Below are 22,442 nucleotides of genomic sequence, written 5' to 3'. Positions count from 1 at the left end.
AAGGTAAGTGAGAAATCGAATAATAAAACTTTGCAACGTCACGCGGCGCAAAGCTTTTTAAAAAGCAGGCGTCTTTGACAAATAAGCGCAAATGAAAAGCACAGGGAAACTTTATGAAAACACAATTTAAGCATTTAACGACTAAACTTACGCCTTTGGCGTTAGCCTTAGCAGCTATTTCGGGCCTAGCTGCGTGTTCACCAGCCTCGCAAACCACACCTGCATCGCAAACAGCCATAGAACAAGCGTCAACGCCTAAACAAGAGCAAGTAGCTCAGCAATCTGAATCACAGCGACTAAGCGCATTTTTCGAAAGAACATTCGAAGAAGATTTAAAACGCTCTCCTCTTTTTCAAAGCTATTTAGGCAAAAAGTGGGATTACGACAAATGGGATGACATTAGCGATAAGCAAGCAGATGAGCGTGTTGCCATTGCTAAAGAGCGTCTTGCAACACTAGATGCCTTTGACACCACGCAATTAAGCGAGCAAGAGCAACTTAGCCTGCGCCTTTACAAACTAGGAATTGAGCGCGATTTAGCAAATGATAAGTTTCGCCACCACCGCTACATTGTTCATCAGTTTCGCGCTGCACATACACAAGTTCCTAGCTTTCTAATTAATATCCATAGCGTTAAAAGCGAAGACGATGCAAAGGCCTATATTGGAAGACTGAATAATGTGTCTACCTATTTTGATCAGGTTATTGCTCAAATGAAAATTCGCGAAGATTTAGGCGTTTTCCCACCTGCGTGGGCTTACGACCAAATGATTGATGCATCTAAGAATGTGGTATCTGGTGCGCCGTTTGATGGCAGTGAAACTGAGTCGACACTATGGGAAGACTTTCAAAACAAAGTATCAGCGTTAGATATTGAAGAAACTAAAAAGCAGGCTTTACTAGACGATGCGAAAGCAGCATTAATAAACTCGGTTCAACCAGCCTATAATAAATTCATTGATGCATTAGCGCATCAACAAACCCTCACACCTGAAGGTGACGGCGCTTGGCGATTACCTGACGGCGACAAATGGTATCAAAACCGTCTTAATTGGTTCACAACTACCGATTTGACCGCTGAAGAAGTACATCAGATTGGTTTAGACAACGTAGAACGTATACACAACGCCATGCGAGCAATCATGCAGAAGGTTGGCTTTGAAGGCACCCTTCAAGAATTTTTTGTTTTCATGCGTGAAGATGATCAATTCTATCTTCCTTCTACCGACGCAGGCAGACAGCAATACCTTGATGACGCCAAAAAAGCCATTGACGATATGCGTGATGCAATTCCTGAATACTTCGGTATCTTGCCGCAGGCGCCTATGATCGTTAAGCGCGTTGAAGCATTTAGAGAACAGTCTGCAGGTAAGGCGTTTTATCAAAGCCCAGCGCAAGACGGAAGTCGACCAGGTATTTATTACGCCAACCTTTTTGATATGAAAGCAATGCCAACTTATCAGTTAGAAGCATTGGCTTACCACGAAGGAATTCCTGGCCACCATATGCAGCGAACCATTGCGCAAGAGCTAGAAGGTGTACCACAGTTCCAGAAGTTCTTGAGCTTTACGGCATATACTGAAGGTTGGGGTCTGTACACCGAAGAATTAGCAAAAGATATGGGCTTTTACCAAGACCCTTATTCTGATTTCGGCCGCTTAGCAATGGAGCTATGGCGCGCATGCCGTTTAGTGGTTGATACAGGCATTCATTCAAAGCAATGGTCGAGAGAAAAAGCCGTTGATTACTTGGTAGAAAATACACCAAACCCACAATACGACGCGCAAAAGGCCATTGAGCGTTATATTGCTATGCCTGGCCAAGCTACTGCTTACATGATTGGCAAATTGAAAATCATGGAACTTCGAGAAAAAGCGATGAACGAATTGGGTGATAAGTTTGATTGGAAAGGTTTCCACGATGAGATCCTTCAATATGGGCCTGTACCCCTGTCTATTTTGGAAGAAAACATAGAAACTTGGATTTCTAGCCAAAAACAACAGTAATTGAACCGTTCACGAAAAATAAAATTGACCGCTTAACGAACGCGCCTTTTTGGTAACGAAAAGGCGCGTTTTTTATGTGTGGTTTTTTGTGTCATAGTTACAAGAAATTTATTTTTGGAAATATTTATGTTTTCGCGAAATAAAATCGATAATGCTCAGGTCTTATCGAGTATGAAAGCAAAACACCAAAGATATGAGGCGCTTGTTAAGGCGTTTCACGCAGACATATACCGCTACGCTTACTGGTTAGTGAAAGACCAAAGTGTGGCTGAAGATATCGTGCAAGAAACGTTTCTACGAGCATGGCGCTCGCTTGATGCATTGAATGATGAAAAAGCCGCTAAGTCTTGGCTTATCACTATTTTGCGCAGAGAGAACGCTCGGCGTTTTGAACGAAAGCAGTTTGATACCGTTGATATTGATGACGTGAGTATTCACGACGACACCCAACAAGCCGATGGCGATTTAAAAGACAGAGAATTGCAGCGGCTTTTAGGCGGTTTAAGTGTTGAGTACCGAGAGCCGTTAATACTTCAGCTTATTTTTGGTTTTAGCGGTGAAGAAATTGCCAACCAACTGGGCCTGAACAAAAACACGGTAATGACGCGCCTTTTTCGCGCGCGGAATCAGCTTAAAGAGGCATTAGAGAAGCAAAATGAACAGAGAGGTCGTGTAAATGGATGAATTAGAATTTAGGCGTCGAATTTACGCCGATCCAGAAACGACTGACAGTGACGTTGTAGAAGCGGCGAAAACGGATGACAATAAACGCCATTTCTGGAATGAACAAAAACAGTTAGATAAACAGCTTAAGCAAGCATTGAAAGTAGATGTACCAGAGGATTTAGCTAGTAAACTCATTTGGCAGCAGTCGGCCGATGAATTTACACGCTACAAGCGAAGAAGTCGTTGGTATTTAGCTATGGCAGCATCGGTGGCGTTTACTGTAGGCATTGCATTGACGATGTGGTATCACAAGCCACTTAGCATTGGCGGGCAAGCGCTGGCGCATATGCAATATGCAGATATGGAGCAAGCACATTCGCTGTTGCCGGTAGACTTGAATATGGTGAATGCCAAACTAGCTAGTTTTGGCGCAAGCTTTAATGAAATGCTAGACGGCGTTGAAGTAGCTAACTATTGCCATTTAAGTACAGTAAGAAGCCTTCACCTTATTGTTGATACACCACAAGGCAAAATGTCGGTATTTGTTGTACCTGAGCGCGGCGACGTTACAGTGCCAAGCGAGTTCGCAGACAAACAATATCGTGGTGAAAGCTTAAAGCTTCAACGTGCTAACGTGATGATTGTAGGCGATAAAGACGCAGACTTAAGCGAAATGAAAGAAGCCGTTGCAAAGCGTATTCAGTTTTCTGCTTAAAAAATGAAAGTCTAAACAACACATTGTGTGCAGTAACACAATACATTTAACGTTTAAGTACATAAGCTTACGAGACTGTACTTCTTTATATTAAGATCGGCCTTCACGGCCGATTTTTTGTTTTAATATCTTCAACTAACATCATTCCCTAATTTTTTAAGTCGATTCATATCCCCCTTCAAACGGGCTGATTTTAATCTAAAGCAAGGTTATACTGCCTCCAAAATAAAACAAACGTTTCAATTACCTTCCAGTTTTAGACCTGCAAAAAAAGAGAATTATTAAAGTGACGCACTGCTGCCGATTATTGAAGGCAATCCTATTAATTTATTTACTGCCTTCAACATATGCCACTTCACAAGAGGCTGTAATCGAGAGCTCAAAAGAAACACAGAAACTCGCAGAATATTCGGCACTGTTGCACGCGGTTATCTACGATTGGAACTTTACTTCAGCTATCTCTAATGAAGATATTAAGATACGCATTGAAGAAAGCGGGATTCAGCAAGATGAGTCGGAATTAAGTGTGGTTTTTCGTCATCTTATGGCATTGAGTACAGCAGAAGAGGAGCAGTATGAAAAAGTGCCTGTTTTTGTGAAAAAGCCGTTACTTGAAAAAAACTGGACCGCGTTAAAAGAATTATCAATAGAGACATATGCTTACGCTCGAGCCTACGGTATTTATATTGAAGGGCTGAACAACTACAAAGGTACAAAAAATAGAAGCCAAGTAACCATTCCTGCAATGCAGCAATTAAAGCGCGAGATGCTTAAAACCGGCAACAAACATGCTGTTGCTACGGTGAGTATGTGGCTGGCAATGGAATACTCGGAGTCCTCTCCACTGCGTGAGATCAATGAGATTGAATATGCACTCCCTCATCTGCCCGTAAGATCATCATCGGACCTACTAAAAACAGAGCTAGATAAGCCTACCGCTCTAGCTTGGCTTGCCGACAGCTACAATGAACTCAATATCCCAAGTCGTGCCTTAGACCATGGAAAAGCATTAATTGCGCTAAAGAAAAAGCATGAGTCAGTGACAGTTTTAGATTATTCCTATGCCATATCAGCAGCTAATTCAATGGATAAACACGATATTGCACTCGGTCTTATTGAAGACGCAAAAACGATTAATACTGAGCAAAGCCCATTGCAAAAACTAATTCTGCACACATTAGAATTAACTACGCATAGCTATGCATCTAATTTTGAGCCATTGAATATAATTAAAGATCTTGCACTTGCTATTGAAGCGACAGATATCAAAGAAGTTCCGATATTAATTGCAGAAATAAAAGAGTATGCCTCTCTCGTACATGATGCTTTCTTTGGTTCAGACGATGAATTTGAAAAGGCTTTGACAGCGTATAAAAATGCAGTATCCAAAAAGATTGAAGCGTTACCGTTTAAACGTCAAGCAGAACTGGAATATCTGCTAACACTTAAAAACGTTTTCACTATAAGAAAAGACAATGAAAAAGCTAATCATTACAGGCAAAAATTCAACGCCACTCTGATTAACTACAATACTCAGCTATTTGAATTTGATGACAATTTAACTTCATCGTCCCTAGCTGAAGACGTTGAGTTGGAAATGCTTAGACAAAAAGAAATTGAACAACTTAGACAAGAACGGTTAGGGCTTTATAACAAAACCGAGAATATGCGCTCCACAATTAACGCCCTACTTATTGTCATTCTGACACTTCTATCTTCATGGTTGTGGTTTTCTAGAAATAGGGCGAAGTAAATCAACTACTCCGTTTTATTAGGCCATGCCATTCGAAATGCTGTGTTGGGGCCCTAAACTCTGGATGCAATCATAGTCAAAAGTACTAGGCTCGTAATTAAAACATTCGTTTGATTTACGATATAATAGGGCATCATTTGGTTCTTGGATTTCTTTAATAAATGCGTTGTATAAAGTGGTGTAGCCCTATAGCTATATTGTTTTTTTGCCTTCCTCTTTCTGCCAACACAGAATCAAGCCAAGCGACAAGCAGTATTGAGACTAAGCTGGCTTCATACAGCCAACTTGTTGCGACAGCGATTTTTCATTGGAACTTAGAGAGCGATATCTCGAATCAAGACATTATTGAGCTTCTCAAGCGTTCTGGCTTACAGGAAGACACCGCACAAGAAGCGATAGTTTTTCGTCATTTGTTGGCAACAGCCACGGCCAATGACATTGGTGACTCAAGAATTCCAATTTTTGTAAAACAGCCATTGCTAGAGAAGCACTGGCAACAATTGAAAGGTATGAACCCAACTTTATACGCCGCATCAAAGGCGTTTTATATTTTTAGTAAAAACGCAAACAAGTTTGATGATGCTTTTGAAAGAGTCAAATATACTGTCCCCGGACTAACAAACCTCAAGATGGAATTACTCAACACGGAAAAAGCTGAAGCAACAGCAATTGCTAGTATCTGGCTTGCAATGGAACTAAGTGTTGCAAGCCCTATACAGGCCATATCTGAAATTGAATATGCTCTACCTCACCTTCCCAAAAAAAGCACGACTAGATCATTAGAAAATTATCTCTCTAGTTCTGTAGCTCATGACTGGTTAAGAGCTTCTTATATGGAACTATCAGTTCCTAGCAGAGCGTATCATCACGCATTTATGCTGTTAAACGAAACCGCCGACAATGATTTTTCAAAAACTTGGGCTTATTTCTCGGCTATTGACGCATTAATTATGCAAAATAAATACGCCGAATCGATTAAGCTAAGCGAAAAAGCAATTGAATTTGTTAATTCGAGACCTTTGGATTTTGAAAAATATCTTATTTATTTACAGAAATTTAGAGTTCTCGTTTTTGATACAAATCAAGCTAAGCGAAAAGAACTTAATAATATTCAGAGCAAAATTGAGTCTCTTGATGAAAGTAAAGTGAATGCACAATCTGAAGAGCTAGTAGCGTACTATTCTGCTCTCAAAAGCGCCTTAAATGGCGATGAAGAAGCCTTTCGTTCATCTATTAAGCGATACAAACGAGCGCTTTATCAGTCACAAGCGCGCTCACAGTTTAAATCGTTGCTCGCAGTAACCGGCGAACTCGAACTTTCCCGACTATACGAAGTTTTTGGCGATAACGATTTAGCCTACCATCACCTTAAAAACTACAATGCTATTCTTGTTAAAAAGAACAGTGAGCAATTTAAAGTTAACGATGCGTCCTTTGCCGATAGTATTTTAAAAGACATTGAGCTAGCGAGATTTAGAAGAGAAGAGTTGAATGAACTTCGTGCTGAGCGCTTGGGCTTATCTGAAGATAACGAGCAAAAAACAAATACTATCTACCTGTTAATAGTAGTTATTGCCGCTATATTGCTCATATGGCGACGCATTGCTGGAAATCAAAAAGCGAAATCAAATAGTGCTAGATAAAATTAGCCAACTACTGCAAATAGCGTTTTAAACAACTCTACTAAATACGACAGGCCATTGAATTTCCACATTATGGATTTGCCAAACAAAATTTACACATTCCCATTCTTGTATTGATTGAGTTCTATGACAGCCGTAGAGACTCAAACGCTAAGGTGTTAGCATTAAAGAAAAAATCACAGGGAAATAATATGGCAACTGGCACGATTATCTCGTTAGGCTTGTACTTTGTAGTAATGTTAGGAATAGGCTTGTTCGCCTATCGTCAAACAGATACCAACGTTGAAGGTTATATGCTTGGCGGTCGCCAATTAGGGCCGGCGGTAACCGCACTATCTGCAGGTGCTTCGGATATGAGTGGCTGGATGTTGATGGGGCTTCCTGGTGCTATGTACATTTCAGGTTTATCTGCGGGATGGATTGCCGTTGGTTTAGTGTTAGGTGCACTAGCCAACTATATTTTAGTGGCTCCAAGACTTCGTATTTTTACCGAAGTAGCAAACAACTCAATTACCCTACCCGATTATTTTGAAAACCGCTTTGCAGACAATTCTCGCTTACTTCGCGTCATCGCCTCCGTGGTTATTGTTGTTTTCTTCACGCTTTACACTTCTTCTGGCGTTGTTGCAGGCGGCAAACTATTCGAAACATCATTTGGGTTAAGCTACGAGACTGGCTTATACGTAACAGCGGGCGTTGTTGTTGCTTACACACTTGTAGGCGGATTTATGGCAGTAAGCATGACCGATTTTGTGCAAGGCTGCATAATGTTTGTTTCATTGGTGATGGTACCAGCAGTAGTCATTAGTGAACTAGGTGGAATTGGTGCCTCGATTGACGCCCTCGAAAACATAAACCCAGCTCTTTTTAACGCCTTCATGGACGCATCTACGAATGAAGCACTTACCGTAGTTGGCATTATATCCTTGATGTCTTGGGGCTTAGGTTACTTTGGTCAGCCGCATATTATCGTGCGCTTTATGGCTATTCGTTCAGTTAAAGATATTCCAACAGCAAGAAATATCGGTATGAGCTGGATGATTGTATCGATTATCGGCGCGTTGATGACGGGGTTATTTGGACTTGCTTATGTTACTGGCAACGGAAACCAAATCGATCCAGAAACTGTTTTTATTTATCTGTCTCAAATTCTCTTCCATCCGTTAATTGGGGGCTTTTTACTGGCAGCCATTCTTGCGGCCATCATGAGTACAATTTCTTCGCAGCTATTAGTGACCTCTAGCTCACTAACCAGCGACTTTTACCAAGCGTTTTTACGACGTGACGCATCAGACAGTGAACTTGTTATTGCCGGCCGCGTAAGCGTTATTGCAGTGGCGCTTGTAGCGATATTTTTGGCTTACGACAGAGACAGCAGCATTTTAACGCTGGTAAGCAATGCATGGGCAGGCTTTGGCGCTGCGTTTGGGCCACTTGTGTTGTTTAGTTTGTTCAAACGCGAAATGACTCGCCGTGCTGCACTTGGCGGTATGATCGTTGGTGCTGTTACCGTGCTTATTTGGATTTATCTCCCTGTTGAAATTGGTGGGCAGCAATTAAGTGCATGGATGTACGAAATTGTGCCCGGGTTTATCTTATCTAGCTTAACCATAATGGTATTGAGCAAGTCAGGCAGCCCTCGCGAAGGCGTTACCGAAACTTTTGATGCATTCCAAGCTCAACTCAATAAAAAATAAACTTTTTTAAGACGGTAAAAAAGGCTCCACATGCGTTGTATGAGGAGCCTTTTTTTGTTTTCTAGCTCAGAAAAATAGGGCTTATGCTTCAATTATGTGAAAGTTTTATTTATTGAAATAAGTTAGCTATTTTAAATAGCAAAATCGCATACTACTTTTCAATGCAAGTATGCTATCGTTCTATGCAATTATATTACCCAGCTATAACTTTTTTGCATATAACATAAAATTCGGACTTCAAAATGACTGCTAATATCCCGTCTGTTACGCATCTGAAACAACTCGAAGCCGAGAGTATTCAGATTTTCCGTGAAGTAGCTGCTGAGTTTGAAAACCCAGTTATGCTTTATTCTGTAGGAAAAGACTCTTCTGTACTGCTTCACCTTGCCCGTAAAGCCTTCGCGCCAGGCAAAATTCCTTTCCCACTTTTACACGTAGACACTACGTGGAAGTTTGGTGAAATGATTAAATTCCGTGATGAACAAGCTAAGAAACACGGGTTCGATTTGCTCGTTCACATTAATGAAGAAGGTGTAGAAGCTGGTGTCGGCCCATTTACACATGGTTCAGCAAAACACACTGACATCATGAAAACCCAAGCGCTTAAGCAAGCGTTGAACAAATATAAGTTCGATGCTGCGTTCGGTGGTGCTCGACGTGACGAAGAAAAGTCACGTGCGAAAGAGCGTGTTTATTCATTCCGCGACAGCAACCATCGCTGGGACCCTAAAAACCAGCGTCCAGAGCTTTGGAATATCTATAACTCTCAGGTTAACAAAGGCGAAAGCATTCGTGTATTCCCAATGTCTAACTGGACTGAGCTAGATATCTGGCAATACATCTACCTAGAAAACATCGATATTCCACAACTTTACCTTTCTAAGCCTCGCCCTGTCGTTGAGCGCGACGGCATTCTTATTATGGTTGATGACGACCGTATGCCGCTTGAAGAAGGTGAAGTACCAGAGATGCGTTCTGTGCGTTTCCGTACCCTTGGCTGTTACCCACTTACCGGTGCGGTAGAGTCAGAAGCAGCAACCCTCCCTGAAGTTATTCAAGAAATGCTGCTTACCAAAACGTCTGAACGTCAAGGCCGAGTTATCGACCATGACAGCGCAGGCTCTATGGAGAAGAAGAAAATGGAAGGGTACTTCTAATGGCCACCGACAACGTTGTTTGGCATAAACACGAAGTAAACAAGACCACCCGCGCTGAAAAACTTGGTCAAACACCACGTGTATTTTGGCTAACGGGTTTAAGCGGCTCTGGTAAATCGACGCTGGCAAATTTGCTTGAGAAGAAACTTCACGAGCAAAACAAGCACACCTACCTTTTAGATGGCGACAATGTGCGTCACGGTTTGTGCGGCGACCTTGGTTTTAGCGATAAGGATCGCGTTGAAAATATTCGTCGCATTAGCGAAGTGGCAAAGCTATTTGTTGATGCTGGCACGATTGTATTAACTGCATTTATTTCACCTTTTAAGGTTGATCGCGACTACTGCCGCAGCCTCTTAGGTGATGGTGAATTTGTTGAAGTGTTTGTCGATACACCGCTTGAAGTGTGTGAAAAACGCGACCCGAAAGGGCTATACAAGAAAGCGCGTAGCGGTGAAATTAAGGACTTTACAGGTATCGATTCAGCCTATGAAGCCCCTGAAGCGCCAGAAGTACACTTAACGTATCAGGATGAACCCGCAGAGCAAACCGCTGAACGTTTGTATGCTTTGCTTCAAGAAAAGGGATTGGTGTAATGGCACAACCTTTAAATAGTCTTGCACAAAAAGTGCTAGCTATCGCCAAAGAAGCCGGCGATAAGATAATGGCCATTTACGAGAAAGACTTCGCCATTTATGAAAAGCAGGATACCAGCCCGCTAACAGAAGCTGACCTTGCCGCACATAACGTGATTGTTAACGCCCTAGAAGCTGAATCTGACCTGCCGATTCTTTCTGAAGAGTCAGCAGATATTTCATGGGATGAACGCAAAACGTGGTCGTCATACTGGCTGGTAGACCCGCTAGACGGCACTAAAGAGTTTATTAAGAAAAACGGTGAGTTTACGGTAAATATTGCACTTATCGAAAACGGTAAACCGACCATGGGCGTGGTTTACGCACCAGCACTTAACAAAAGCTATGTTGGCATTGTAGGTGAAGGTGCGTGGACTGAAGTGAATAGCGAGTTTACAGCTATTTCGGCGCGTAAGCACAACGGTGCTGAAGTGTGGAAAGTAGTAGGCAGCCGCTCTCATCAAAGCCCTGAAATACAAAATTTATTGGCACAGCTTGAAGGTGAAACCGAGCTTGTGGCGATGGGCAGCTCACTGAAGCTTTGCTTGGTGGCCGAGGGCGAAGCACATCTTTACCCTCGATTAGGCCCAACATCTGAATGGGATACAGGTGCAGCGCACGCAGTCGCACTAGCAGCTGGCGCAAACGTAACTGTACTAGACCCTGAAAACCCATTAGATGACAACGCTGACGCTCTTACTTACAACCAAAAAGAGTCTGTGTTAAACCCCTTTTTCCTTGTGAGCGCATAACATGAACAATGAAAACGAATTACTAAGACAGGACATTCTGTCTTACCTAGAACAACACGAAAAGAAAGACATGCTACGTTTCCTTACCTGCGGAAGCGTAGACGACGGTAAAAGTACCCTAATTGGTCGCTTACTTCACGATTCAAAAATGATTTATGAAGACCAACTTGCAGCTATCACTAAAGACAGCAAAAAAGTAGGTACCACAGGTGAGAAAGTTGACCTTGCGCTTCTCGTTGATGGTCTTCAGTCAGAACGTGAGCAAGGGATTACTATCGACGTAGCATACCGCTACTTCTCTACTGACAAGCGTAAGTTTATTATCGCAGATACTCCGGGGCACGAGCAGTACACCCGTAACATGGTAACAGGCGCGTCTACTTGCGACCTTGCAATTATTCTTGTTGATGCTCGCGGCGGCGTTAAGGTACAAACGAAACGTCACTCGTTCCTAGTTTCTCTTTTGGGTATTAAGCACGTTATTGTTGCTATCAACAAAATGGACTTGATGGACTATTCAGAAGAGGTGTACAACCAAATTCAGCAAGACTATCTAAAATTTGCTGAGCAGCTTGATATTCCGGATATTCAGTTCGTACCACTTTCAGCACTTGAAGGCGACAACGTAGTAGGCAAGAGCGAAAAAACGCCATGGTTTAACGGCGCACCACTAATGGAAATTTTGGAAAACATTGAAATTGGCGAAGATGACAACCTAGACGACTTCCGCTTCCCAGTGCAATACGTTAACCGCCCTAACCTAGATTTCCGTGGTTTTGCGGGTACTGTTGTATCAGGTCAAGTTGCACCGGGTGATGAAATAACTGCGCTTCCTTCTGGTAAGAAATCAAAAGTAAAGCAGGTAGTTACCTTTGAAGGCGATCAAGAACGCGCTTATGTTCCACAAGCCGTTACGCTAACGCTAGAGGATGAAATTGATATCTCTCGTGGCGATATGATTGTTAAATCAGATAACTTGCCGTTGCTTAACACACAATTTAAAACCCACCTAGTGTGGATGTCTGAAGAGCCGCTAATGCCAAACAAGCAGTACTTGTTTAAATTCGCGACTAAGTCAACGCCTGGGGTTGTTGCTCATATTGATAACCAAATTGATGTGAACACATTAGAAGAAACGGATGCTATGCACCTAAACCTTAACGAGATTGGTGTAGTAGATGTTAAGTTCACACAACCTGTAGCGTGCGACCCGTACAAGCGCAACCGCCCCACTGGTTCATTTATCGTTATCGATCGTCTTACTAACGGTACCGTTGGTGCAGGCATGATCATAGACGAAATCGCAGGTGACGCTAAGCATGCATCACCTAATTTCTCTGAGTTCGAGCTAGAATTTAATGCGCTAGTACGCAAGCACTTCCCGCATTGGAACTCTGTGGACATCAGTAAACTATAAGCAGGACTGGAGCATTATGGATGTGACCCAGTTTATCGTACTGGCAATTTTTGCCAGTACGATTTTAGCGCTGATTTTTACTAATCAGCGCCCCTCTACTGTATTTTCAGGTACAGTGTTGGCATTACTGGTTACTCAGCAGTTATCGCTTGATGACATATTGCTAAATTTAACAAACAAGGGCCTTATAACCCTTGTTTTGTTGCTTTTGGTAAGTAGTGCAATTGATAAAACAGCGTTGATAAAACGTCTAGGTCGAAAGCTGGTAAGTGCTAACTTTACGCAGTCATACTGGCGCTTATTTTCATTAACGTTTTTGTCATCGGCACTGTTGAATAATACCGCAATAGTGGCAAGTCTTATTGGCCCTATTAAACAAAACCAATACCACCCTGCCTCACGGTTATTAATTCCTTTATCCTATGCGGCTATATTAGGGGGTACCGTTACCCTCATTGGCACGTCTACCAATTTAATTGTAGATAGCTTTTTGCAAGAACACGGACACCCGGGTTTTAACTTTTTCGACTTCACGCTATATGGCGCTATAGCCGGATTAAGCTGTGGCCTATTAATGTTCTTTATGCTTCCTTGGTTGCCCCATATTGGCAATAAGAGCAACAACTATCAAGAATATATGGTTGAGGCTGAGGTTGAAGCTGGTTCGGAACTCATCGGTAAAAGCGTTGAGCAAAACCATTTGCGTAATTTGCCCGAACTGTTTTTAGTAGAAGTAGTTCGCAACGGCAACCTTATCTCGCCTGTTGGCCCTGACCTTGTAATTTTAGAGAACGACAAGCTTATCTTTTCGGGTAACGTACAAAAGCTTGAGAACTTAAGTCATATTAAAGGCTTAAGCATGTTTGCAGAAACCGACGGTGTGTTGCGTGAAAGCTTAACTGAAGTTGTTGTGGCTAACCGAGCACAAGTTATCGGGCAAACTATCAAAAAACTAGGGTTTAGAGCGCTATTCGACGCTGCTGTAGTCGCTATTCGACGCGATGGTGAACAGCTCTCAGGTAAATTGGGCGAGATAAAACTGCAAGCCGGTGATTTTTTGTTACTTGCTACGGGGCCAGATTTTGCAACACGTCAGAATTTAAATAAGAACTTTTTTATCTTATCAGAGCAAAAAATTGCTCGCCCGCTTACCAACAAGCAAGAGTGGATAACGCTTGGTGGCTTTTTAACTACAGTATTACTGGCCGCAGCTAATGTTATTTCACTAGCCATTGGGCTGTTATTTTTAGCTGCTGTGTTAACCGGTGTAAAAGTAGCTTCAAGCGGTGAGATGAAGCGCAACTTACCGTTAAATTTAATTGTGGTGATTGTTGGTGCGTTGAGCTTAGCAACGGCACTTGAGGCTTCCGGGGTAATTGCGTTAACTACCGATAAGCTAATGCCATTTTTAGCAGGTGCTGACTGGTTTGTGGCGCTTGTGGGCATTTATTTGCTTACCTTGGTATTAACCGAGTTTGTAACCAATAACGCCGCGGCCGCGCTTATGTTCCCGTTTGCATATGGTTTAGTGCAAATACTTGGTGCTCCGCTTATGCCGTTTGCATTGGCTGTTGCATTTGCCGCTAGCGCAAGCTTTATATCGCCATTTGGCTACCAAACCAATCTGCTAGTTTATAACGCAGCGAACTACCGATATTCTCACTTTATAAAAATGGGTTTACCTATTTCTGTGGTTTACAGCACTATTGTGCTTACCCTTTTAAATATTACCTACCTATAACTGAAAAGAGGTCCTTAAAAAAAGGGCCTCTTTTGTTTCAGAACAGGGTTAACTGCTCTCATTCGAAATAGTTTTTTACAAAAAAAATCACCGTACACCAATAAACTCTGTACTTAAAATTTGCTGCTCAGTACTCTATTAGTAGTTAAGTAAAAAATATAAAAATCAATTTTAGGAGCAGCGGATGCACGAGGTATCAAATCCTTTTCAAGCTTGTAATGATATTTTCTTCAAGCCCAATGGTGTTTTTAAAGCCGTAGGTGAAAACAACAACTGGAGCTGGATGCCCTTCATCCTCGTCATGGGTGTTTCCATGGCGATGCAGTACCTCTATGTGAACTTTGTTGATATAGAATGGTTTGCAAATTTAAACATTGCTGCACAAGGTGATATGAGCCCAGCAGAAGAAGACCAAATGCGAGCTTTCTTTACTCGCGAGAGCCTAATGTGGACGCAGCTGATTGGAGCTTTCTTTGCTATTACGGTGATAAACGCTATTTACGCTGTTTACGTAAATTTAGCCACTCGCTCTGACGATAGCCATGTGTTTGGCTTTACTGATTGGTATGGTTTCTCTTGGTGGTTATCTATGCCGTATGTTATTACAGGCTTGATCGGAGTGGTTTTACTGGTGTTAAGTGACAACCATCAAGTATCTCCAGTTATCATGGCCCCCACTTCACTAAGCTACCTTTTAAGTATTCCAATGGATTCCGATTGGTTTGCTTTTGGTCAGGCCATTCGCTTAGAGCTTTTCTGGGGCATCTACCTCGCGACAGTGGGTATTTCACAGTGGACTTCGTTCGAACGTAAAAAAGCCGCTATCATCGCGACCGCACCTTATGCGATTTTGTATGGTATTTGGTTAGTATTTATCGCCGTATTCTAAGAGCAATTTGAGCGTAGAAAATAGCTTGAAATATAGGCTCCAAAGCTACTTGAACGAAAAAGGCCTTGTTTAAACCAAGGCCTTTTTTATTCCTGTGGCCCTTCACTGAGCCTATATCAATAAAACTGCACTTCAGAGCGGCAATTGAATAGTAGGTTTAGCATTCGCTCTAAGCGGTCTGAAATAATCTTTATTGGCGTAAAAAGCAGGTGTCTGGTCATTGTGCCAGCCCGGTACGCCCAGAAGTGGAAGCGGCTTTAATAATGGCGCACTGTTAAAATCATTTAGCTCATTCAGGCGCGCTAGCATAGCCTCATCTAACACTTGTCGCTGTTCCCACTTATCTAGTTCACTAAACCCTTGTGCAACAGGTACTGCAAGCCATTTTCCAGTAAGTCCAATAAAAGGACTCAACATCATTTCTAAGTTAGCGTGCCCAAAAATAAACGGCGTCACTTGATTATGCCAAACGCTTCGGCTTTGAATAAAAACGTCGTGCCATTGATGGTTTGCCAAGGCGTTTAACCATTGCGCAACATCGACTGCATTTAGTTTATTATCGATGTAACTAGCACTTTGCTTTTGGTTCTTTTGATCGTTTTTAAACGAGGGGGCTGGTATTTCAACCGCCAGTACAATACCACATTCGTCAAAGTGGGTAATACGATTACGCCTTTCTGTCCTCGGGTTCGCACCATAGCTAACAATATCTTTAACGTGCAGTGTATTTAAGTATTTCTTCGTTTTCGGGAACTGTAACCAAACTAACGCATTAAATAGGTCGTGCCAGCTTTCTTCTCGCGTAGGTACCGTATTGTCTTCGCTTATGATGGTTTCATAATAACGGTTTTCGCTCTCATCATATGTTCCCTGATCTTTAAAAACAGGTGCGCTCCACTTGTCATAAAAACGCTTTGCTAGCGCATTTAACATGCAGCTATCTGGAAAGACGTCACTCTCTAACAGCCCTACTTCATCTAATAACTCGATAACTGGCTTACTTGCGTACGCTTTCAAATAACGTTTACAGAATGGAATATGTGCAGATTGCATAACAACTATTGGTTCACCAAACGGATTTCTCTATACTGAGCGGGTATTGTAGAGCAAACAGAGACCAACAATGAAAAAAATGTTTTTGCCAATGCTTGTACCCGCGCTTCTAGGCGTGATTGCTTGCACACCATCTAACGACACCACAACTTCAAAAGACGATTCAGCCAAATCTATGGCTGCCACATCAAACTTTGACAGTGTATACAACAGCATTTCTGATGCCGATATTCGCGAGCCGCTAAAGACACTTGCTTCTGATGAATTTGAAGGTCGCTTGCCTACCACTGAAGGCGAAAAGAAAACGATCGATTTTCTTGTAAGCGAGTTTAAAAAAGCGGGGCTTAAGCCTGGCAATGGAGATAGCTTTTTACAAAAAGTGGAGTTGATGGAAATTACTGCTGACGCAGATATGACCATGACAATTGGTGACAACACCTTCGCTTACAAAGAAGACATGGTAGCTTCATCGAAACGTGAGCAAAATACGGTTTCACTGGAAAACTCCGAACTAGTGTTCGTAGGCTACGGCGTAAATGCACCAGAATACAACTGGAACGATTACGAGGGCCTTGATGTTGAAGGTAAAACCGTCGTAATCCTAATTAACGACCCAGGCTTTGAAAACCCAAAAGGCGGTAAGTTTCAAGGCACCACTATGACTTACTATGGTCGTTGGAGCTATAAGTATGAAGAAGCAAGCCGTCAGGGTGCTGCCGGCGCTATCATTGTTCACGAAACTGCACCAGCATCTTACGGCTGGTCTGTTGTGGCTAATAGCTGGAGCGGCCCTCAGTACGGGTTGGTTAGCAAAGACAAAGGCGCAAGCCGTGTGGCTGTTGAAGGCTGGCTAACACTAGATGCGGCTAAAAAAGTATTTAGTGATGCAGGCTTAAACTTTGATGAAGAAAAAGCCAATGCAATGAAAGGTCCTTACAATAAAGCAATGGATATTGCGGCATCGGTAACAGTTAAAAACACGTTTAAAAAGTCTGAAAGCAATAACGTAATAGCAACACTTGAAGGGTCAGAAATGCCTAACGAGCACGTTATTTACACTGCACACTGGGACCACCTTGGTAAAGATGAAAGCAAAGAAGGCGATCAAATTTACAATGGTGCTCACGACAATGCCACTGGTACAGCAGCTATTCTAGCGATGGCAAAGGCGTATGGAGAGCTTACACCTGCTCCTAAGCGCTCAGTGTCGTTTCTTGTAGTAACAGCTGAAGAACAAGGCCTTCTTGGCAGCAAGTACTATGCTAGTAACCCTGTAATTCCTATTGAAAACACCGTTGCCAATATCAATATGGACGCAATGAATGTATTGGGTAAAACCAAGAATGTTGCTGTAGTAGGCATGGGTAAATCAGAAATGGAAGATTACCTAAAAAGTGCAGCATCTAAACAAGGCCGTACGCTTACACAAGAAGACAGACCTGAAGCAGGCTACTACTATCGCTCAGACCACTTCAGCTTTGCAAAGCAAGGCGTGCCTGCGTTATATGCTGAGGGTGGCAATGAACCTGCAGACGAGGAAACTGCTAAATACCGAAAGCGTATGAACGTTATCGTAACAGGTTGCTATCATCAGGTGTGCGACGAGTATCGCGATGACTGGGACTTGAGCGGCATAGTTCAAGACACGCAAATGTTGTTTGATGTTGGCGTTAATGTATCAAACGCAGAAGCGTGGCCAAAATGGAATGAGAGCAGCGAATTCCAACGAGCTTACTAAAATGTAAAGCTTAGATTTCAAATAAAAAAGCCCCATTACGGGGCTTTTTTTAGCGCTATTTAAAGTGTATTTACATTAAAATAGCTTTTAATTCCTCTGCGCCAAATGTCGCAATTTCAAACGCAATTAGAATAATAATTATCCATTCAAGAAAGGATGAATGCTTATGGTTTAAATCATCTGCCAACATCTCGAAAAGCTCATGAATGACGTCTAATTTGTTCGACAAAACTTCAACTCGCGGTCTTATATCAAGATAGCGCGACGTTAACGTGTAGGCGTACTCATATTCAGGATATTCCCAGAAAAATTCCGGTGTATCTAGTAACCCATAATGCAGAAAAATATCGCTTTTGGTGCTAAATAAGTGACCGCGAATTTTCGCAAGCGCTGTTCGCCCTAGCTTTATTTTGCCCGTTTCAGCAAGCGCGTTTGGCAAATAACCGTATTGAGTTATAGTGTCTTGCGCCTTTTCTTCATACTGATTTAACTTTATCGACTGTGCCAAACCATGACTGATAGATAGCCGTAGTAGTTCATCACTGTTAGGCAGGGCAATGAGGTCCCGTTGAAGTTTTAAGGTTTCACCGTCAAAAGCAAAGCGAAGGTGCTCTTGATGCTGCCCTGTTAATACATCTTCATTCACTTGAAGTCTGTTGAGTAACGCTAGCTTTTCGTCCTCATCAACGCCCCAGAAAACGATTACGCCGTACTCAAATAGCCAAGCCTCACCGCCAAACACATCAATTTGTACTGCATCGCGGAAACGCGAACCTAAACTTGCCATTAAGTCTTGTGAAATAGCGAAATCGGGAATAATAAAAGCCGACACGCGGTCGTTAGAGAATTGCATACCTATAACCATATAGATTAAAAATCGGCGCGATTATGCGCCTAATTCGTGCACTACAACAGACATTTCATGCGTTAAAAAACTAATGGTTACGACGACAAATTTTGTTCAAAGATACATCAATTTAGGATGACTATAATTTGAATTGTGCTCTTTGGAATAAGTATTTCCATTTTCTCATCATATTGTACTTGCAATTTCCTGTCAGACTGGCACATTCAAAGCACGCGATTAAACAATAAAAATAAAATCTTCGCTCACTCGTACGCGAGTACCCGACAGAAAAAGCCCCAATATTTTTTCAACAAGTGAACAGAGAGAATCCGTAATATGTGTGGTATTTTCGGTATCCTTGATATCAAAACCGATGTGTCTGAACTCAGAACCCAAGCCCTCGATTTATCTAAACTATTGCGCCACCGTGGCCCTGACTGGTCGGGTATCTGGAATAATGACAATACCATTCTTTGTCACGAAAGACTGGCCATTGTAGATGTAGACACCGGTGCACAGCCCCTTATAAGCCAAAACGACAAACATATCCTTGCCGTAAACGGCGAAATTTATAACCACAAGCAGCTTGCTGCTGCTTTGGACGAGCCATATCCTTTCAAAACACGCTCAGACTGCGAAGTAATACTCCCGCTTTTCCAGCAAAAAGGCGTCGACTTCATTGACGAACTTGAAGGTATGTTTGCCTTTATTCTTTACGATGAAGAGCAAGACGCCTACCTTATCGCTCGCGACCATATTGGTATTATTCCGCTTTACACTGGGTACGATGAACACGGGAACTTTTACGTATCCTCTGAAATGAAGGCCCTTGCTGGCGTATGTAAAACAATCAGTGAATTCCCTCCTGGCCACTACCTGTGGAGCAAAGAAGGCAAAATTACAAAGTATTACAAACGCGATTGGATGGAATACGACAACGTAAAAGACAACACTAGCGACCTAGACGAACTTCGTGTTGCTTTTGAGAAAGCCGTTAAGTCTCACATGATGTCTGACGTTCCCTACGCCGTGCTGCTTTCGGGCGGCCTAGATTCGTCGCTGGTTTCAGCTGTGGCTGCACAATACGTTGCCAAACGCGTAGAAGACGAAGACAAAACCGATGCGTGGTGGCCTCGCCTGCACAGCTTTGCTGTAGGTCTTGAAGGTGCACCAGATTTAAAAGCTGCAAAGAAAGTAGCGGATATGATTGGCACGGTTCACCATGAGATCCACTTCACAATCCAAGAAGGTCTAGATGCTATTCGTGATGTTATCTATCACCTAGAAACCTATGACACCACAACCATTCGCGCAGCAACGCCCATGTATTTAATGACCCGTAAAATTAAAGCGATGGGCATTAAAATGGTGCTGTCGGGCGAAGGTTCGGATGAAATATTTGGTGGTTACTTATATTTCCACAAAGCGCCAAATGCCAAAGAATTCCACGAAGAAACGGTTCGCAAACTAGATCGCTTACACATGTTTGACTGCGCGCGCGCGAACAAAGCAACCTCTGCATGGGGTGTGGAGGCGCGTGTTCCATTCTTAGATAAAAACTTTATCGACGTTGCGATGCGCTTAAATCCTCAAGACAAAATGTGCCTTGAGGGCAAAATGGAAAAGTGGATTTTACGTAAAGCGTTCGACAACGGCGAAACGCTTCCTGCCGAAGTACTGTGGCGTCAAAAAGAACAGTTTGGTGACGGTGTAGGCTATTCATGGATAGATTCAATTCGCGACTTTGTAGACAGCGAAGTGACTGACCAACAACTTGCTACTGCGGAATTCCGCTTTCCAGTGAACACGCCTGATACTAAAGAAGGCTATTACTACCGCACTATCTTTGAAAGCTATTTCCCTCAAGAAAGCGCAGCTCGTTGCGTTCCAGGCGGTAAGTCTATTGCGTGTAGTACCGTAGAGGCGCTTGAATGGGATGAGAGCTTCAAGAACAATGCAGACCCTTCAGGTCGCTCTATGAAAGACGTACATGCGGGTGAGTCTTAATCTTATACTGTAATGAAAAAACGCGGCGTTAAGCCGCGTTTTTTGTGTCTACTAGCAAGAGGTTTTTACTGTGCAACAACGCTTTCTGTTTTGTACCACAGACGGGCATCATTTAACGGGGTCTCAGCCGGTAAAAGCGGATTTTCAAGGGTAAATACGTTTCTACCATTCATGTCTAACTCGGCAATAATTGGTGCATAGGTTGTGTAGAACAAAGCATCAAAAGACCCATCCTCAAGAGCTCTTTGAAGACCGGTTTCAATGAGATTCGCCAAGGTTACGTTATTACTATTTACAAAGTAATACATGGCTGTGGGGTAATACAATGCCATCGAGGGCTCGATAAATAGGTTACTGCTTCTCCCCTCTTCAGCCATTTCTACACTCACTTCCATTATTGAACGGGGGAAAAAGTCAGCCTTACCTTGCTTTATTAAATCGTATGCTTCGCGAAACTCGGGCACAGTAAACACGTTAAAGCCATTTGCTTGAAGTATTTTTGTATCGGGCCATTCCTCGCCTTGAATCGGAACCAGCTTGCGCATATCAGCAAGCGATTCCAGACCTTCAAACTTCTGTTTTTTTGCATTGTTTACCACAAAAACGCGCATTCCAATCAAGCCTTTTGCAATAGGAATACGAATAGGTGCAACCTCTTTTTCACGTTGCGAGTCGGTCATGCTCCACACTACGTTAACTTCTCGGTTTTCCCGAAGTTGTCGCATGGCCTTACCCGGTAAAAGAATACGGTCGGAAGGACGTAACTCATAGTTTACCCCAGTTTTACCTAAGGCTAGCTTCAATAAAGCAATGGGATATTGGGCACGCGCATCTGAGTCATCAAGTGGCTTAGGGTAAGTAATTGTCCATGTTGCAGCGTATGCACTGAATTGGATAGCCAACCCCACAAAACATGTAGCGAGAACCTTACACTTAATCATTGATATTTATCCCTCACAAACCAAATGGCAACGCTAGAACAGTACTGTATTACTCAATACCAATATATTTATGTGTTTGTAAAGATAGCCGCCAGTTGCGAGCAATACAAGTACGTACCGCTAGTTCAGTTGCCCGAGGCTGTTGACTAATTGGTTGTAAACACACTTGTTTTTTATCTATATTTGGCACATCTGCAAGCAAAGCATCCAGCTCATCAATGTGTTTTTGCATAGCAACGGGGTGTTTAATTTCGTCTGCTCGCTCAAGCGCACTCTTAAGCACTTCAAAGCCACCTTTCATGTTAATTTTTGGCGATACCGTCACGTACGTTCTGCTGTCGCAAAATATCTCAAATGTGCCACTGGTTTCTATCTGAGAAGAAAAACCATTGTCATGCAGCAGTGCAGTTAGAGAACGCAGATCGTACATACATGGCTCACCGCCTGTAATAACCACGTGCTTTGCAACGTATCCTTCTTTAGCAAAAAGCGCTAATAAGTCTTGAGGGTCAGTAACAAAATAGGTTTCAGATTCTTCTGTTTTTGCAATAACATCTTTGGCGGGAATGCTTAAATTACTTTTTATTTCCCAAGTGTGCTTTGTATCGCACCAAGGGCAACCCACGGGACAACCCTGCAAGCGAACAAATATGGAAGGTATACCTGTATGAGCACCCTCACCTTGAATAGTTTCAAACATCTCATTGATGTTTAGCGCAGTTAATAGCGACAATTTAAACCCCTTTTGCGAATGTATGTTGGGATTTTACCAAGGATCACATAAA

General features: G+C 42.6%; 18 protein-coding genes. 14 read left to right on the top strand and 4 right to left on the bottom strand.

Annotated elements, in window-relative coordinates:
- The first annotated feature begins 113 nt into the window (after positions 1 to 113).
- The 12 genes from V7R35_RS02140 to V7R35_RS02085 all read left to right on the top strand — a co-directional run bounded on the left by V7R35_RS02140 (position 114) and on the right by V7R35_RS02085 (position 15,071).
- Entirely contained in the window at positions 114 to 2,006 is a 1,893-nt protein-coding gene (locus V7R35_RS02140) for a DUF885 domain-containing protein (RefSeq protein WP_334013004.1), read from the top strand.
- A 126-nt stretch (positions 2,007 to 2,132) separates the two neighbouring features.
- Positions 2,133 to 2,690 (top strand): sigma-70 family RNA polymerase sigma factor, encoded by a 558-nt coding sequence (locus tag V7R35_RS02135; RefSeq protein ID WP_334013002.1) that lies wholly within the window; start codon positions 2,133 to 2,135, stop codon positions 2,688 to 2,690.
- Positions 2,683 to 3,387 carry a DUF3379 family protein gene (locus V7R35_RS02130; RefSeq protein ID WP_334013001.1) on the top strand — a complete coding sequence of 235 codons (705 nt, stop codon included), beginning with the start codon at positions 2,683 to 2,685 and terminating at the stop codon, positions 3,385 to 3,387. Before V7R35_RS02135 ends, V7R35_RS02130 begins: the two co-directional genes overlap by 8 nt.
- A 307-nt stretch (positions 3,388 to 3,694) precedes the next feature.
- Entirely contained in the window at positions 3,695 to 5,140 is a 1,446-nt protein-coding gene (locus V7R35_RS02125) for a hypothetical protein (protein ID WP_334013000.1), read from the top strand.
- A 413-nt stretch (positions 5,141 to 5,553) separates the two neighbouring features.
- Positions 5,554 to 6,783: a hypothetical protein gene (locus V7R35_RS02120; protein ID WP_334012999.1), complete on the top strand. Its 1,230-nt coding sequence runs from the start codon at positions 5,554 to 5,556 to the stop codon at positions 6,781 to 6,783.
- A gap of 191 nt (positions 6,784 to 6,974) precedes the next feature.
- Positions 6,975 to 8,480 (top strand): sodium/proline symporter PutP, encoded by a 1,506-nt coding sequence (gene putP / locus V7R35_RS02115; RefSeq protein WP_334012998.1) that lies wholly within the window; start codon positions 6,975 to 6,977, stop codon positions 8,478 to 8,480.
- 242 nt (positions 8,481 to 8,722) lie between these two features.
- Positions 8,723 to 9,637: a sulfate adenylyltransferase subunit CysD gene (gene cysD, locus V7R35_RS02110; RefSeq protein ID WP_334012997.1), complete on the top strand. Its 915-nt coding sequence runs from the start codon at positions 8,723 to 8,725 to the stop codon at positions 9,635 to 9,637.
- Positions 9,637 to 10,233 carry an adenylyl-sulfate kinase gene (cysC, locus tag V7R35_RS02105; protein ID WP_334012995.1) on the top strand — a complete coding sequence of 199 codons (597 nt, stop codon included), beginning with the start codon at positions 9,637 to 9,639 and terminating at the stop codon, positions 10,231 to 10,233. Before cysD ends, cysC begins: the two co-directional genes overlap by 1 nt.
- Positions 10,233 to 11,024 (top strand): 3'(2'),5'-bisphosphate nucleotidase CysQ, encoded by a 792-nt coding sequence (gene cysQ / locus V7R35_RS02100; RefSeq protein WP_334012994.1) that lies wholly within the window; start codon positions 10,233 to 10,235, stop codon positions 11,022 to 11,024. The genes cysC and cysQ overlap by 1 nt, the downstream gene beginning before the upstream one ends.
- Before the next feature lies 1 nt (position 11,025).
- Positions 11,026 to 12,441 carry a sulfate adenylyltransferase subunit CysN gene (gene cysN / locus V7R35_RS02095; RefSeq protein ID WP_334012992.1) on the top strand — a complete coding sequence of 472 codons (1,416 nt, stop codon included), beginning with the start codon at positions 11,026 to 11,028 and terminating at the stop codon, positions 12,439 to 12,441.
- Positions 12,442 to 12,457: 16 nt separating this feature from the next.
- Positions 12,458 to 14,182, top strand: a complete 1,725-nt coding sequence (locus V7R35_RS02090; protein WP_334012991.1) for an SLC13 family permease — start codon at positions 12,458 to 12,460, stop codon at positions 14,180 to 14,182.
- 184 nt (positions 14,183 to 14,366) lie between these two features.
- On the top strand, positions 14,367 to 15,071 hold the full coding sequence (locus tag V7R35_RS02085; protein ID WP_334012990.1) for a YIP1 family protein: 705 nt from the start codon (positions 14,367 to 14,369) through the stop codon (positions 15,069 to 15,071).
- 132 nt (positions 15,072 to 15,203) lie between these two features.
- On the opposite strand, the gene V7R35_RS02080 is transcribed toward V7R35_RS02085, so the two are convergent.
- On the bottom strand, positions 15,204 to 16,124 hold the full coding sequence (locus tag V7R35_RS02080) for a DUF3025 domain-containing protein (protein WP_334012989.1): 921 nt from the start codon (positions 16,122 to 16,124) through the stop codon (positions 15,204 to 15,206).
- A 70-nt stretch (positions 16,125 to 16,194) separates the two neighbouring features.
- Between V7R35_RS02080 and V7R35_RS02075 the strand changes: the two genes are divergently transcribed.
- On the top strand, positions 16,195 to 17,862 hold the full coding sequence (locus tag V7R35_RS02075; RefSeq protein WP_334012988.1) for a M28 family metallopeptidase: 1,668 nt from the start codon (positions 16,195 to 16,197) through the stop codon (positions 17,860 to 17,862).
- A 70-nt stretch (positions 17,863 to 17,932) separates the two neighbouring features.
- On the opposite strand, the gene V7R35_RS02070 is transcribed toward V7R35_RS02075, so the two are convergent.
- A complete protein-coding gene (locus V7R35_RS02070) occupies positions 17,933 to 18,715 on the bottom strand; it encodes an RMD1 family protein (protein WP_334012986.1) in 783 nt (260 codons plus the stop codon).
- Positions 18,716 to 19,045: 330 nt separating this feature from the next.
- Between V7R35_RS02070 and asnB the strand changes: the two genes are divergently transcribed.
- Positions 19,046 to 20,716 (top strand): asparagine synthase B, encoded by a 1,671-nt coding sequence (asnB, locus tag V7R35_RS02065; protein ID WP_334012985.1) that lies wholly within the window; start codon positions 19,046 to 19,048, stop codon positions 20,714 to 20,716.
- A gap of 65 nt (positions 20,717 to 20,781) precedes the next feature.
- Here the strand turns inward: asnB and V7R35_RS02060 are convergent, their stop codons facing one another.
- Both V7R35_RS02060 and queE read right to left on the bottom strand, forming a co-directional pair.
- Positions 20,782 to 21,657 (bottom strand): amino acid ABC transporter substrate-binding protein, encoded by an 876-nt coding sequence (locus tag V7R35_RS02060; RefSeq protein ID WP_334012984.1) that lies wholly within the window; start codon positions 21,655 to 21,657, stop codon positions 20,782 to 20,784.
- A gap of 49 nt (positions 21,658 to 21,706) precedes the next feature.
- Positions 21,707 to 22,357: a 7-carboxy-7-deazaguanine synthase QueE gene (gene queE / locus V7R35_RS02055; RefSeq protein ID WP_334013260.1), complete on the bottom strand. Its 651-nt coding sequence runs from the start codon at positions 22,355 to 22,357 to the stop codon at positions 21,707 to 21,709.
- Between the last annotated feature and the right edge of the window lie 85 nt (positions 22,358 to 22,442).

The organism is Alteromonas sp. S167, from assembly GCF_036864375.1.
Classification (GTDB): Bacteria; Pseudomonadota; Gammaproteobacteria; order Enterobacterales; family Alteromonadaceae; genus Alteromonas.
Note: the sequence above shows the minus strand (reverse complement) of the source record. Positions and strands in the feature narration are given on the sequence as shown.

Excerpts from the sequence above, each read along its gene's own strand:
- V7R35_RS02060 (WP_334012984.1), bottom strand. The coding sequence starts at position 21,657 with ATGATTAAGTGTAAGGTTCTCGCTACATGTTTTGTGGGGTTGGCTATC.
- asnB (WP_334012985.1), top strand. The coding sequence starts at position 19,046 with ATGTGTGGTATTTTCGGTATCCTTGATATCAAAACCGATGTGTCTGAA.
- V7R35_RS02090 (WP_334012991.1), top strand. The coding sequence starts at position 12,458 with ATGGATGTGACCCAGTTTATCGTACTGGCAATTTTTGCCAGTACGATT.
- V7R35_RS02075 (WP_334012988.1), top strand. The coding sequence starts at position 16,195 with ATGAAAAAAATGTTTTTGCCAATGCTTGTACCCGCGCTTCTAGGCGTG.
- V7R35_RS02135 (WP_334013002.1), top strand. The coding sequence starts at position 2,133 with ATGTTTTCGCGAAATAAAATCGATAATGCTCAGGTCTTATCGAGTATG.
- V7R35_RS02140 (WP_334013004.1), top strand. The coding sequence starts at position 114 with ATGAAAACACAATTTAAGCATTTAACGACTAAACTTACGCCTTTGGCG.
- cysD (WP_334012997.1), top strand. The coding sequence starts at position 8,723 with ATGACTGCTAATATCCCGTCTGTTACGCATCTGAAACAACTCGAAGCC.
- cysN (WP_334012992.1), top strand. The coding sequence starts at position 11,026 with ATGAACAATGAAAACGAATTACTAAGACAGGACATTCTGTCTTACCTA.
- putP (WP_334012998.1), top strand. The coding sequence starts at position 6,975 with ATGGCAACTGGCACGATTATCTCGTTAGGCTTGTACTTTGTAGTAATG.
- V7R35_RS02085 (WP_334012990.1), top strand. The coding sequence starts at position 14,367 with ATGCACGAGGTATCAAATCCTTTTCAAGCTTGTAATGATATTTTCTTC.
- cysC (WP_334012995.1), top strand. The coding sequence starts at position 9,637 with ATGGCCACCGACAACGTTGTTTGGCATAAACACGAAGTAAACAAGACC.
- V7R35_RS02080 (WP_334012989.1), bottom strand. The coding sequence starts at position 16,124 with ATGCAATCTGCACATATTCCATTCTGTAAACGTTATTTGAAAGCGTAC.
- V7R35_RS02070 (WP_334012986.1), bottom strand. The coding sequence starts at position 18,715 with ATGCAATTCTCTAACGACCGCGTGTCGGCTTTTATTATTCCCGATTTC.
- cysQ (WP_334012994.1), top strand. The coding sequence starts at position 10,233 with ATGGCACAACCTTTAAATAGTCTTGCACAAAAAGTGCTAGCTATCGCC.
- queE (WP_334013260.1), bottom strand. The coding sequence starts at position 22,357 with ATGTTTGAAACTATTCAAGGTGAGGGTGCTCATACAGGTATACCTTCC.
- V7R35_RS02130 (WP_334013001.1), top strand. The coding sequence starts at position 2,683 with ATGGATGAATTAGAATTTAGGCGTCGAATTTACGCCGATCCAGAAACG.